The organism is Oceanospirillum multiglobuliferum, assembly GCF_900167095.1.
Lineage (GTDB): Bacteria > Pseudomonadota > Gammaproteobacteria > Pseudomonadales > Halomonadaceae > Oceanospirillum > Oceanospirillum multiglobuliferum.
The window spans coordinates 181,728-195,320 of sequence record NZ_FUXG01000003.1 but is presented as its reverse complement, the minus strand read 5'-3'; the positions used below and the strand labels follow the sequence as shown (position 1 = coordinate 195,320).

Sequence of the window (13,593 nt, the reverse complement as noted above, 5' to 3'; positions counted from 1 at the left end):
GTACACAAGCTATCGGGCTTTAATCGCCAGCATCGAGGCAAAATTCAGATATTGAAACCAGACGCAGCTTTCAGCAAAACCCGCCTCAGCAAAACGCTGCTGATGGGTGGCGAAGCTTTCGGCTTGTAAGAAGTTTTCTAACGCCGCCCGCTTTTGGCTAATCTCTAATTCGCTATAGCCATTGGCGCGTTTAAAATCTAAGTGCAAATCAAACAGAGTGTCTTGCTGCTCGTGTTCATCAAAACGCACTTTTTCTGACAGCACCAGCACACCACCAGGGGCTAAACCTGCCATAATTCTTTTCAACAGCGGCAAGCGCGTCTCTAAGGGTAAAAACTGAAAGGTAAAGTTCAGAATCACCACTGAGGCATTTTCGATGGGAGAGTCATTAATGTCGGCACAAGCCAGATGAATATGGCGAGGCTCGCCCGTCTCAGTCAAAGCCTCTTGAGCAAACACCTGTTGGCAGCGCTCAATCATCGCTTGTGAATTATCAAGAGCGACAATCTCTAGGCTTGGGTCACTGATCTGATGACACACCGATAAGGTGCTAGCACCTAAAGAGCACCCCAAATCATAGATGCGCGTACCCGGCTGCCAATAGCGTTTGGCAATCACGCCCGTCATGCCGATCATATTGCTATAACCGGGCACAGAGCGTTTGATCATATCTGGAAAAACCTGCACCACCTGATCATCAAAAGAGAAGGTGGCTACTTTATCCAGTGGGTTCGCAAAAATCGCGTCTTTATGTTCTTTTTTCATGTGGTTCTTTTCGTTAATAGCACCTGTTAAGCCTGTCAGCTTAGACCCGTGCAGACCAGATACAAAACTTACCTGTTTCAGCAATGCGTTCACAATGGCCAAAGCTGGCTTCAATAATATCGGGATATTTTAAGAACCGATTCGCCACAATTCGCAACTCGCCATTACGCTTTAAGTGCTGCTTGGCTTGGCGAATAAAACGGTCAGCCAAGTCATAATCTGTTTTTTGCCCCGTATGAAAAGGCGGATTCGAGATAATCAGATCAAAACGCTCGGTAATCCCTTGCCACATATCAGAGGCGACCACGTCACCTGTCATCTGATTCAGTGCCAAACTGCGGCGCGTAGCCTCTAGCGCCATCGCGTTGACATCGCAGAAGGTCAGTGCAAGCTCAGGGGTTCTCTTCAGCAAACTTAAGCCAATCACCCCTGTACCGCAGCCCATATCCAATACCCGACGCTGACGCAGTTTGCTCTCTTTGATTCTAGGCAGATGTTTCAGCATCAATGCGGTGCCCTCATCCAAGCGGCCATGACTGAACACACCGGGCAAACTGATCAGTGTCAGTTCATTCAACAGCGCAAGGCGCTCAGCATCCTCGGGGAGCTGCCACTCAAGCTGCCAAGGGGTGGCGCCAAAGGGTTGATACGCTGCCTGCTCAATGTCATAAGCGCGCTGTAAACTGATCAACATCGACTTTTTGGCTTTATCGGCTTTGCTCAGCTGATAGCTCCCTTCAGGCAAGACAGCCTCAGCAGTCGCTAGAATCAATTTATCAGCCGACTTGATACCCCCATTGTTTTCACCCACCAGCCAAAACTGAGCGCCTGATTTTAATAAGGGCAATAGCTGCGCCATTAAAAAACGCGCCTGCTCTTTGGCTTTCGGCATAAACAACACAATATGGTCATAAGCCGCAAGCAGCCCAGAGTCTTGATCTTGGCCTAAATAGGCTTGAAACAATGGTAAAAAACGAGGTTCTTGCGCCACAAACGCATTCAGATCATTAAAGCTACGCCAGTCATCGGTCAGCAGGTGCAAACAGTCTACGCCAGATGTCAGTAAAGGCTTAATCAAGTTGTCCACACCATCGCCTACTGGGAGGTGCGCCATTAAAACCTGACCTTTAAGCTGAGATTGGTTACGCAGTAAAAGCTCTGCGGCGGGGGATAAACTGCTCATAATGGATCTCTTCTTTTAGTCAAATTTTAGGCAATTGAGGTATCACAGAGGATTAAGCCGCAGGCTTACGGGCAATGACATGAATATAACGCCCTAAGCGCCAGTATGGCTCTTGATGGCAGTAGCGCCACTCTAAGGCTTGTACTTTTTCTAAATCGGCCTCAGAAGGGGTTTTATCGCGTAAATAGTCGTTAAAAATACGAATGCCCGCCACCGATACAATTTCTAAGCCCTGTGCTTTTAAGCCGGATAACACGGTTTCAGGGTCTTGAGGACTAATCGGCGTTAAACGCAAACGCTGCCCTGTACCGTCTAAAGTATCGCGTAGAGCTTTATCGTAGTTCCCCTTTACAATATTGCTGAACCTTAAGCCATGTTCATTAAAAAACATCAGCGACAACCAGCCTTCAGGCTGCATCATATTGGCTAAAATGGGCAAAGCAGCTTGTGGTTCATGCAACCACTCCAGCACCGCATGGCACACCACTATATTGGCAGGGCTTAAATGGGCTTCAAGCTGCTGCAAACGATAGTTATAGACCTGAACAGGCGCGGCATAACTATTCTGTTGTGCGGTAAATAGATTAATTGCCTCTGCGCGCATATCGGTTGCAGGCTCGGTAAATACCACTTGATGCCCTTGCTGTGCAAACCAATCGCTCATTTGACCAAGGCCACCGCCCACATCTAACACTTGGCAGCTTTTTTGATCTGCAATAAATGGGATACGCTGTAAGTCTTGTGACAAAATATGCTGACGTAGCCAACCTTTGTTGGTGCCATAGACGTTATTGCGAAACTTCTGAGCTAGGCCATCAAATATTTTATCGGTGGTGATTTTAGTACGCGGAGCCGCCACAACAACCTCAGCAAACGGGCTTATAAGGCGAGGCATGGTACTGGATTTTGGAGGGGTTTAAAAGCAAGTGCCGACAAAGGTAAGCAGAGAGGTATAGCAGGCATAAAAAAACCAGCCCGAAGGCTGGTTTTTCAGTATAGGATCTTGCTAATCACTAAAGATTAGAAGTCTACACGGAAGCTAGCTGCTACAGCGTCTTTGATGCCTTCTGTAGTAGTTGCATCGTCATCAGCCATAATTGCAGAAACAGCTACACGTGCTTTTGCACCCAGTTTGTACTGAGCTTCAACTGCAACTTGTGAACCTTTTTCAAAGTTTACAAGGTTAGCAAGAACAGTAGCTTTCGGGCTTACAGCGAAAGACGCTGCAATTTCCATAGAGTCTTTCTTATTGATGTCGTCAGTAGTCATTTCTGCAGCAACATACAACGCATCCATGGTGTAAGATGCAGCTACAGATGTGTAGTTTTTATCTACGCCGTTGTTAGCCATGATAGTTGCAGCACCTACAGACAGATCGCCCATAGTGTAGTTTGCCGCAAAGTTGTATGCGTCGAAGTCATCATCATTCGGTTTAACTTTATCACCCGCAGCAATAACAACAGCCGCTAACTGTAGACCTTCTAAGCTTGGAGAGATATAAGCTAGAGTGTTGCCTTGACGACCCGCAACTGCATAGTTATGAGTTGGGTTAGAACCAACATCTAGGATATCAACTTTAGAAGAAGTCCACAGGTACTGAGGAGTCCACTGACGACCAGTAGTTACAGTACCGAAATCACCTTTAACACCGATGTATGACAGACGACCACCAGCCAATGCACCAGCTTCTGTGTCTACTTTTTGCTCGTAGTGAACTAAACCAGTTAGACCGCCATCAAGAGGAGTAGACGCTTTGATACCAACACGTGAGCTGTTGTCACCAATTTTCAAAGAAGTTTTTTCAGCTGATACAGCGTTAACACGCAGAGAGCCGTATAGGTCGTAGTTTACTTCAGCCGCTTGTGCAACTGCTGCAAAGCCCATAGTGCTAACGATAGCTGTTGCAATCAGAGTCTTTTTCATTTGTTTAATTTCCTTTCTCTACTCAATCGCTCTGCAGTAACGCAGAAATTATCGGCAGCTGGCTTAAAAATTATGCCAGCAAAAAAACCGTTATTGTTTCAATCGCAGGCGCTACTTTAAACATCCTACGCGCCCATGGCAATAGTCAAATCAGCCCTTTTTACTTGCATTCTGCTGTCTTTTGACCTGTATTAGTTATGCGAACATTCTGTAAGGCTATTGAATTAAGCTTACAGAATGATGACTAGGCCGCTTTTTGTTTTACAAAAGCGGGTCAGTGTCATTGGACATCCATCTCCATTAAATATTAATTACTCTGCCCACTCTACCAATAGCTGCACACTGCTTTGACCTTTGTACTCGTTTAAGCTGAGTTGATAAGCCACTTTGATATTCGCCCCCTCTTGGAAGTTGACTTTGGCACCTGCCGCTAAAGCTTTAAACCAAATAGCTTTAAAGCTAAAGCCAGTATTAGGGCAAGACAGCAGTAGCTGTAAATGGCTTTGATCGGCACCAACAGGGCGTAGTTGCTCTACAAAAAACACACCTAAAAACATAGGGTTATCAAACTCTCGCCCATAAGGTTGTAGCTGCTGTAGTTGCTGCCAAGTCTCTATATTTATTTGCTCAGGTGCTAAGTGTTCATCTACCCATAAGGTGGGGTTTAAATGCTCTGTTTCTGATAACTGTTGTTTAACAGCCCAGTCGAAAAGTTCAGCGAAAATCTCTTGCTGACTGCGCAAAATAGTTAAGCCCGCAGCACCTTTATGACCACCAAACTTTACTAAAACCTCAGAGTGCTGCTGCGCTACTAACTGTAATACGTCTCGAATATGCACTTGGTCAACACTTCGCGCTGAACCACTTAAATGATCAGGGTTTAAAGCAGGGCATAATACCACGCTTGGTTTACCTGTTTTTTGTGTCACCCTGGATGCGACAATGCCTTGCACCCCTGCGTGACCATCAGGTACAACAATGGCCAAACCTTGTCGACGCGCTAAAACCTGCTCTGTGGCGATACCTTGTGCATAAGTCGCCATCTCTTGTTCTATGGCTTTTCTATCTTCATTGTCTTGATCAAGCAAAGACAAATAGTGATCTGCTTGATGGTCATAAGCCGACAGCATAAAGTGCAATGCCGCATAAGGATCATCTAAACGGCCACGGGCATTAATTCTTGGCCCAAGCTGAAAACCGAGCATATCCGGTGTGAAGACAGCGTTATCTTTTTTTAATAAACGTCTGAATGCGCGCCAGCAAGGTTGATCAAACTGATTGATTAACGTTAGCCCTGTTCGTACAACGGCTCTATTGACAGCGCTTTGACCCAGCGACACACAATCAGCCACAGTACCCAAGGCCACGTAAGAGAGCAGCTTGCTCAGCTTAGGGCTAGAAACTGGCAGATAGTGCTTTTGAATCAAATGATTACGAGTTGAAGACATCACCAACCACGCTACCATACAGCCCGCAATGGTGGCATCAGGATAATCGCAATCTGCTTGTGTTGGATTGACGACCGCAAAGGCAGACTCAGGTACGCCAGACTCAGGTAATGCATGGTGATCAGTCACAATCACCTCAATTCCCGCCTGCCTTAGTAACGCAATACGTGCTTCATCACTAGAGCCGCAATCTGCTGTAATGATGAGATCAGGAAGAACAGGTTGCGATAGAATACGCGCAACCAAGCCTGCACTGACACCATAACCATCATTAATACGGTGTCCGATCAAACTTTGTACTTTATCAGGGCTAACCCCAAACCACTCCGTAAGCGTTCTATAAAACACTACATGGGAAGTGATACCATCGACATCGTAGTCAGTCAGTATGCCAATTACTTCTCCCTTAATAATCGCCTGAGCAATGCGCTGAGCGGCTTTAACTGCATCTTTTAAGCGCTCAGGGTGCGGCAAATAGCGTAACTCTGGCTGCACAATTGTTTGCAGATCAATTGTTGAGTCAGAGATTCGACCTGCTAGCACTTTGGCAACTAAGGGCGATAAACCAAGCGTTAATGCCTGTTCATAGACCGCAGGATTTAAATTGCGCTGTTTAATCTCAGGCATCGCGTGGTTGAGTTCCTAAATTGGCTACTTGTAAAAACGACTCATCTCTTTGAGTACTTGTCCAAACGTTGTCATATTAAGGCTGGCTTCTGGCTGAGTTTCATACTCTGGCGACAAGATTTCATACTGACCAGTCTGATAAGTGACGGTAATTCGATTAGGCTCAATTACACCATAATTTCCCACAGCGCCTGCTAAGCGCCACTGAGGAGCCCTCTCACTTGTTTGGGAGTTTAAAAGATGTCGGCCTGCACTGTAATCTTTAACATCATTTTGGCAACCTGCTATATCCGTTAATACTGTTGGTGCCAAGTCAAAATGAGAGGTTGCATGGTCTATTGTTTGACCTGCGGTGAAACCCTCGCCTGCAATAATCAAAGGTACTTGCAGCTGGTAACGAGTAAAATTACTGCCATGCCCCCAATAGTTTTTCTTATTATCATTAAACTCTTGTCCATGATCAGCTGTAATAATCACCAGTGTATTATCCAGCAGATTGCGCTGCTTTAAATCTCTTAAAACTCTACCAATTTGACTATCTGTAAAATGAACAGCGTTCTTATAGCGATTTAAGAAAGGTGTCGGATCAAAATTATTGTTTAAAGCTAAGAAATTGACTGAGCTCCATGCAGGACTAAATACTTCTGGGTAGCCTGCAATAGGGCTATAAGAGTGCGGCGCATCATAAAATAAAAAACCAAAAAATGGCTTGGTTGAGCCTTTCGATTGTTGTTTCAGCTCTAACCATTCCAGCCAATCATCGGTAAGCCGTATGTCACGCTCCGCTGAGCTGTTGCCAACGGTATCAATACGTAGATTCTGTATGGAGGAAAATACGGTTTTATCAAAGGCCGGACTGGTCAGTTTAGCATTTGAAAAAATACCAAACTCATAATCTTGTTGTTGCAGTTGCTGTATCATTAGCGCGGGTGTAGAGCTGCTGGCCATGGCATCCCAGTAGGTTCCCGGTAGGCCATAAAACATTGAAAAAACCCCTGTACGAGTGCCATTTCCGCCGCTGTAGTGATTAGTAAATCTCGTTCCGTATTGATTAGCAAAATTAGCGATATTAGGTGCTGTTTGCTCGTCCGCAGTATCAAAGCGCCATGAATCCACTGCAATCAATAAGACATTTTTCTGCGCTAATGGCTTTTCACACTGCATCGGTTGTAACGGGTAATGGACGACTCCTGAACCTTTTTTTAGCAGGGCCGCTTGCTTTTCTGCCTCTGGGTTTGAGATACCCCATTGTGCTAACTCTTTCTTGGCCTCGGTAGGAAAATGTACGGGATAGAAACGTGCTTGGCGCGTAACATCAAACAGGTACATCGCATGGGCATAAGCATGTATACCATGGCTACCCAACAAAGCGGCAAATAAAACCAAACTCACTAGCCAGCCTTTTCTAGCAGAGCGTATCTTGCTTAGATTTGACCATAGCCATTTTGCTGCGAATATTTGTGTTAGAAAAATACCCAATACACCCATGCAGGCAATAAGTTTTGAGGTCAATGAAAAGTCAAATATCTGGCCATCGGTATCATTTAGAATCAGGTCTAATACAAAGCCGTTAATATGAAAACGGTACTGATCAAATACAAAGCTGTCTAGAACTAACAATGTTAGTCCTAAGCTTGAGAGTACAACTGCGATAAATGTTAAGGTACGTTTTAATGGATAGATTAAAGCGACAATCAAGAAGAGAGGAACCATCAAAAATGACAGTAATGCGGCATGACCAATCCATGTGCTAATCAGGTATGACCAGCCCAAACCTGTGCTAGGTGTATCAATATAAGCTGTAAAACGAAAGAAGATTAATATGGCGAGGAAACTTACCCATACACCATACCAGCCAAGCCATGCACAGAGCTGTCCTCGGCTAGTTTTTTGTTTATTTCTTATTATGTTAGACACTTATATCGTCCCACTGATAGGTTAAAAGTGAAGTTTTAATGAATAAAAAGGGCGAACAGTTGTTCGCCCTAATCTATTAAATAAACGCCAATTTTCTAATTAGCGTTTATTTTCAACAACATATTGTTGAATAGCTGCCGCATCTGCTGGCAGTACTGTGTAGCGTTCTTCACGCTCTAACAAGTCAGCCATATGCGGTGGTAATGGCGCGCCTTGAGCAAAGCCTGCTTTTATCACAGCATCTTCAAATTTTGCTGGATGAGCAGTCGCCAAGGTAATCATCGGCACAGATTGGTCACGATTACAAACTTCAGCCGCACGATAGCCCGTTGCAGTATGCGGGTCTAATAGCTCGCCAGTACGCTCAAAAGCCTCTTTAATCACGTCAATAGTGGTTGCGTCATCAACGCTTAGGCTGTCAAACAATTTGCGAGCATTATCCCAGCGAGTCTGTTCAATTTGCACTGGTTCGTTATTGAAACGATTCAGTAAATCTTCCACCGCAGCGCCATCATTATCATAAAGATCGAACAATAAACGCTCAAAATTGCTAGACACTACGATATCCATACTTGGCGATAAAGTATGCAGCAGAGGTTGTTTGCTGAAATCATTTTTGCTGATGACACGGTGCAAAATGTCGTTAGCGTTGGTTGCCACAACAAACTGATTCACTGGCAGCCCCATTTTATAGGCCATATAACCCGCGAAAATATCGCCAAAGTTGGCTGAAGGTACGCTAAACGAGACTTTACGGTGTGGTGCGCCAACCGCAACAGCAGACACAAAGTAGTACACGATCTGCGCCATAATGCGCGCCCAGTTGATCGAGTTCACTGCCACTAGACGAGTGTTACCACCTAAGAAGCCTTGGTTGTTAAAGCTAGCTTTAACAATTGCTTGGCAATCATCAAAGTTACCTTCTACCGCGATATTGAATACGTTATCAGCCAGCACAGTGGTCATTTGACGGCGCTGTACTTCTGATACGCGGTTGTAAGGGTGCAGGATAAAGATATCCACATGCTCACAAGGCTTACAGCCCTCAATCGCAGCAGACCCTGTATCGCCAGAGGTTGCGCCCATGATCACTGCATGCTCATTGCGCTTACCTAGGAAGTGATCCAATAGACGACCTAGCATCTGTAAGGCAACATCTTTAAACGCTAAGGTGGGGCCGTGGAACAATTCCAATAGGTAGTGGTTGCTATCTAGTTGTTTAAGCGGTGTGACTGCATCATGTTTGAAGGTGCTATAAGTGTCTTCAATCATTGCTTTTAGAGTGTCGGCTGGAATCTCGTCACCGATAAAAGCGTGCATCACTTTGTACGCAATCTCTGTGTAAGATAGACCTGCCCATGAGGCGATCTCTTCTGCACTAAATTGTGGAATCGTTTCTGGTACATACAAGCCACCATCGGTAGCCAAACCAGTTAATACTACATCTTCAAAATTAAGGGCAGGCGCTTGGCCGCGAGTACTGATATAACGCACGGGAATTCTCGTTTTATTTGCAGGACTCAATGAGTCGAATCGTTTGTTATCTGTGCAGCAATCTTAAGGTCTGTGCTGCACAATAATTTATATGCTCTTGCGAAGGCTGAGCGATGAACGCTACAGCCTTTTTGCGGTATTGAAACTTAGTTATCTAAGCTTTCAACACGGATACGTATCACGTCACCGCAAATATCAGACAAAGATTCAATCTCACGGATTGCTTCATTCATCTGTTTTTCTTTGGCTTGGTGGGTCATCAAAATAATTGGCACTAGTTCACTTTCTTTGGCTTCTTTCTGGATGATAGCTTCAATACTGATGCCTTTTTCACTCAGAATCGTTGCAACACGTGCCAGCACGCCTGGACGATCAACCGCTTGAATACGTAAGTAATAAGCTGTATTCACTTCATCCATAGACAAAATTTCAGCGTTATTATCTAAAGCATCTTGAGCAAATGCCAAAGGTGGCACACGATCAGAGTAGTCTGCGGAGATATTGCGCGAGATATCAACAATATCAGCCACCACAGACGAAGCTGTTGGCTCTGCACCTGCACCTGGGCCGTAATACATGGTAGGGCCAACTGCATCGCCATGTACCATTACTGCGTTCAGTACACCATGTACATTGGCAATTAAGCGCGATTTTGGAATCAAGGTTGGGTGTACACGTAGTTCAACACCAGACTGAGTGCGACGCGCAATACCTAGGTGCTTGATGATATAACCTAACTCATCAGCCTGTACGATATCCAGTGGGGTGATTTTGGTAATGCCTTCTGTATAAGCTTTATCAAACTGTAATGGAATACCAAAAGCCACAGATGCCAAAATGGTCAGTTTGTGGGCTGCATCAATGCCTTCAACGTCGAAGGTGGGATCAGCTTCAGCATAACCTAGCGCCTGCGCTTCTTTTAAAACATCATCAAAGTCACGACCATAGTCACGCATTTGAGTCATGATATAGTTGCCAGTACCGTTAATAATACCCGCTAACCAGCTGATATTATTGGCCGCTAAGCCTTCACGAATGCCTTTAATAACTGGAATACCACCCGCTACAGCAGCCTCAAAAGCCACAACAACGCCTTTAGCACGAGCAGCTTCAAAAATTTCATTGCCATGTACTGCAATCAGCGCTTTGTTGGCTGTGACGACATGTTTGCCATTTTCGATCGCTTTCATGACCAATTCACGGGCGATATCATAGCCGCCAATTAGCTCAACAACGATGTCGATTTCAGGATTGTTAACTACGTCAAAAATATCACGCGTGACATTAATGCCTGTGGTATCGCAGTTGGCATTGTCACGACGGGCACCAATCTGCTCTACAATAATCGGGCGACCAGTACGACGGGCAATCTCTTCTGCATTACGATGCAATACATTCACAGTACCGCTACCGACAGTACCTAATCCACACACACCCACTTTAACTGGTTTCAATGCTTTACCCTCTTGACGTTTCCTGCAATTAACAAGCCGCTAAGCGCTTCCACTAACAATGCTAGCGACCCACAAAGGCTTTAAAGCCCTACATATTAGCCTCTTTTGGCGTAGAGAAAAACAGGCTTAAAGCTTTAGACCTAGTGTTGTTGCTATTCGAGCGGCAGGCATGTAACCGGGGAGTAATCGACCATCATCTAGAAAAATTGCAGGCGTGCCATTAACACCTAATTTTTGGCCTAACTGGTATTGAACCGCAATAGGATTTTTACAATCTTTAGACTGAATAGCCTCACCTTGCTTTGCTCGGGTCAATGCATCTTGTCGATTGTCTGAGCACCATACAGAGGCCATTGTACGATAGACCTCTGAACCTAGACCTGCCCTTGGGAAGGCCATATAACGCACACTGATGCCCATTTTATTTAGCTCAGGCACCTCTTGATGTAACTTTCGGCAATAACCGCAATCAATATCAGTAAAAACGGTGATTTGACCTTTTTTCTCCCCTTCAGCCGGAAAGATAACCAGCTCTTTTTCATCTAAGCTTTGAATCTGCTGAGCACGGGCTAACATGCGCCCCTCTTCAGTAATATTTTTAAAGCCCTGTGGTGCCACTTGATAAAGATCACCACTGAATAGATAACCGCCATCGGCAGTACTATAGAAGACCTCTCCGGAACTGAGTTCTACTTCATAAATATTTTCCACCACAGAAGGGCGAACCACTGTAACTGGAATATCTCTTCCTGCAGCTTGTAGCTTTTGCTTGATCACCTCTTCCGCTGTTACTGCATGAGCCGCGCTAAAAAATGCTAAACCTGCAAAACTCAGGCTAACAAAAGAAATTGCGTGTAGAAATTTCATTGGGGATCCTTTTAGTATCTCATTAGAGCCTAGCAACCAGCTCTATCATTTAAACTAAGCCAAGTAGTGTAGCTGGAATCAGAGGGTAGAGTAACTGGGACTCAAATAAACTGATGGTGTTCCATCTGTATGACCTTTATTTTAGACATAAAAAAACGGGCAACCCAAAGGTTGCCCGTTTTTTTCTGCCCAATCGTTTAGATTAAGACAATTTTTCTTTAATACGTGCAGCTTTACCGCTCAAATCACGTAGATAGTACAGTTTAGCCTGACGAACGTCACCACGACGCTTAACAGTTAGGCTATCTACGATAGGGCTGTAAGTCTGGAAAGTACGCTCAACACCAACACCGTGAGAGATTTTACGTACAGTAAAAGCAGAGTTCAGACCACGGTTACGCTTGCCGATTACAACGCCTTCAAACGCCTGTAGACGCTCGCGTGCACCTTCTTTTACTTTTACTTGAATAACTAGAGTATCGCCTGGTGCAAACTCAGGGATTTCTTTGTTGATCTGTTCGGCTTCAATCGCCTGAATTACAGTATTTTTGCTGCTCATTAGCTCGCTCCTAGATTTAAGCCGCTCGACTTGCGCGTTCAGCGCGAACCGTCATGATTGCGGATGAATTCTTCCAACAATGCCTGGCGCTCATCGTCCAGGTCGACCTTTTCCAGCAGATCAGGACGTCGTAACCATGTTCGTCCCAGAGATTGCTGGAGTCGCCACCGACGAATGGCTGCATGATTCCCGCTTAACAGAACCTCCGGCACCTGCAAACCATTAACCTCTTCAGGTCGGGTGTAGTGCGGACAGTCCAGCAAGCCTGTAGCAAATGAGTCTTCCTCAGCGGAATCTTCATGCCCCAGTACGCCAGGAATCAATCGTGATACGCTATCAATGAGAGTTAAAGCAGCTAGTTCACCACCGCTTAGAACATAGTCGCCTATTGACCACTCTTCATCAATCAGTGTCTCCACAACACGCTCGTCGATCCCCTCATAGCGGCCGGCAACAATAACCATTCGCTCACGAGAAGACAGCTCACGCACCCCTTCTTGGTCAAGAGGGCGCCCTTGTGGAGACATATAAATCACCTTAGCGTTCGGACCGGCTGCTTGCTTAGCTGCCATAATGGCATCATGCAAGGGCTGAACTTTCATCAGCATACCAGGGCCGCCGCCATAAGGACGATCGTCAACTGTGCGGTGCTTGTCTGTTGTGAAATCACGAGGATTCCAGAATTCTAGCGAGAGCAGTTCATTTTTAACCGCTCGCCCAGTCACACCGTACTCGGTAACTGCATCAAACATCCCTGGAAACAGGGATACAACACCTAACCACACAGTAATATCTCTTTAGAAGTCAGGATCCCAGTCCACCACCATTTTTCCGGTGCTGAGGTTAACTTCTTTGACTACCTGATCAATTAGATAAGGAATCAAACGCTCATTGTCATCAACGCTGTCGCTAGACGCATGTATGACCACGACATCGTTCGCACCTGTTTCCATCAGATAGGCAATCCGACCCAAATTAACACCCGCTACAGTGACTACTTCTAGCCCCTCTAGTTGATGCCAATAATAGTCTCCGTCTTCCAACTCAGGCAGTGTTTCTTTTGGTATACGAATTTCACTGCCACACAGCTTTTCAATTTGTGTACGATCCTGAATATTTTTCAGAAGTACGATCAAACCTTTACTGTGTTTCTGGCCCTTACTGACAACAAAGTCACCAACGTGTTTGCCGTCTAACCACAAAGACCAGCTTTTATGCTGAAAGATGTTGTCGATTGGATCAGTATAAGAATAGACCTTAACCCAGCCTTGAATACCAAAAGGACTTGTAAGCTTACCAAGTACTACGAAATCATCTTTTGGCTGAGACATAAGCAGATCTAATTCTCTATAGTGC

General features: G+C 45.2%; 12 protein-coding genes. All 12 read right to left on the bottom strand.

The window, feature by feature from the left end:
* Positions 1-9 precede the first annotated feature (9 nt).
* The 12 genes from cmoA to rimM all read right to left on the bottom strand — a co-directional run bounded on the left by cmoA (position 10) and on the right by rimM (position 13,568).
* The gene (gene cmoA / locus B5D26_RS03515; protein WP_078744308.1) at positions 10-765 is read right to left on the bottom strand and encodes a carboxy-S-adenosyl-L-methionine synthase CmoA; all 756 of its coding nucleotides are present in this window, start codon (positions 763-765) and stop codon (positions 10-12) included.
* 40 nt (positions 766-805) lie between these two features.
* On the bottom strand, positions 806-1,948 hold the full coding sequence (locus tag B5D26_RS03510) for a methyltransferase (RefSeq protein WP_078744307.1): 1,143 nt from the start codon (positions 1,946-1,948) through the stop codon (positions 806-808).
* A 52-nt stretch (positions 1,949-2,000) separates the two neighbouring features.
* Positions 2,001-2,843: a methyltransferase domain-containing protein gene (locus B5D26_RS03505; protein ID WP_078744306.1), complete on the bottom strand. Its 843-nt coding sequence runs from the start codon at positions 2,841-2,843 to the stop codon at positions 2,001-2,003.
* Between the two features lie 125 nt (positions 2,844-2,968).
* The gene (locus B5D26_RS03500; protein ID WP_078744305.1) at positions 2,969-3,871 is read right to left on the bottom strand and encodes a porin; all 903 of its coding nucleotides are present in this window, start codon (positions 3,869-3,871) and stop codon (positions 2,969-2,971) included.
* Between the two features lie 311 nt (positions 3,872-4,182).
* Complete coding sequence (gene recJ / locus B5D26_RS03495) at positions 4,183-5,946, bottom strand: single-stranded-DNA-specific exonuclease RecJ (protein WP_078744304.1); 1,764 nt, start codon at positions 5,944-5,946, stop codon at positions 4,183-4,185.
* A gap of 24 nt (positions 5,947-5,970) precedes the next feature.
* Complete coding sequence (locus B5D26_RS03490; RefSeq protein WP_078744303.1) at positions 5,971-7,863, bottom strand: DUF3413 domain-containing protein; 1,893 nt, start codon at positions 7,861-7,863, stop codon at positions 5,971-5,973.
* A 99-nt stretch (positions 7,864-7,962) separates the two neighbouring features.
* A complete protein-coding gene (gene thrC, locus B5D26_RS03485; RefSeq protein ID WP_078744302.1) occupies positions 7,963-9,357 on the bottom strand; it encodes a threonine synthase in 1,395 nt (464 codons plus the stop codon).
* A 146-nt stretch (positions 9,358-9,503) separates the two neighbouring features.
* A complete protein-coding gene (locus tag B5D26_RS03480) occupies positions 9,504-10,811 on the bottom strand; it encodes a homoserine dehydrogenase (RefSeq protein ID WP_078744301.1) in 1,308 nt (435 codons plus the stop codon).
* Between the two features lie 126 nt (positions 10,812-10,937).
* Positions 10,938-11,678 (bottom strand): DsbC family protein, encoded by a 741-nt coding sequence (locus B5D26_RS03475; RefSeq protein ID WP_078744300.1) that lies wholly within the window; start codon positions 11,676-11,678, stop codon positions 10,938-10,940.
* Between the two features lie 202 nt (positions 11,679-11,880).
* Positions 11,881-12,237 (bottom strand): 50S ribosomal protein L19, encoded by a 357-nt coding sequence (gene rplS / locus B5D26_RS03470; protein ID WP_078744299.1) that lies wholly within the window; start codon positions 12,235-12,237, stop codon positions 11,881-11,883.
* Positions 12,238-12,275: 38 nt separating this feature from the next.
* The gene (gene trmD / locus B5D26_RS03465; protein WP_078744298.1) at positions 12,276-13,022 is read right to left on the bottom strand and encodes a tRNA (guanosine(37)-N1)-methyltransferase TrmD; all 747 of its coding nucleotides are present in this window, start codon (positions 13,020-13,022) and stop codon (positions 12,276-12,278) included.
* Positions 13,023-13,034: 12 nt separating this feature from the next.
* Entirely contained in the window at positions 13,035-13,568 is a 534-nt protein-coding gene (gene rimM / locus B5D26_RS03460) for a ribosome maturation factor RimM (protein WP_078744297.1), read from the bottom strand.
* Between the last annotated feature and the right edge of the window lie 25 nt (positions 13,569-13,593).

Coding starts and splice junctions, on each gene's coding strand:
- cmoA (WP_078744308.1), bottom strand. CDS start 765: ATGAAAAAAGAACATAAAGACGCGATTTTTGCGAACCCACTGGATAAA.
- B5D26_RS03510 (WP_078744307.1), bottom strand. CDS start 1,948: ATGAGCAGTTTATCCCCCGCCGCAGAGCTTTTACTGCGTAACCAATCT.
- B5D26_RS03505 (WP_078744306.1), bottom strand. CDS start 2,843: ATGCCTCGCCTTATAAGCCCGTTTGCTGAGGTTGTTGTGGCGGCTCCG.
- B5D26_RS03500 (WP_078744305.1), bottom strand. CDS start 3,871: ATGAAAAAGACTCTGATTGCAACAGCTATCGTTAGCACTATGGGCTTT.
- recJ (WP_078744304.1), bottom strand. CDS start 5,946: ATGCCTGAGATTAAACAGCGCAATTTAAATCCTGCGGTCTATGAACAG.
- B5D26_RS03475 (WP_078744300.1), bottom strand. CDS start 11,678: ATGAAATTTCTACACGCAATTTCTTTTGTTAGCCTGAGTTTTGCAGGT.
- rplS (WP_078744299.1), bottom strand. CDS start 12,237: ATGAGCAGCAAAAATACTGTAATTCAGGCGATTGAAGCCGAACAGATC.
- rimM (WP_078744297.1), bottom strand. CDS start 13,568: ATGTCTCAGCCAAAAGATGATTTCGTAGTACTTGGTAAGCTTACAAGT.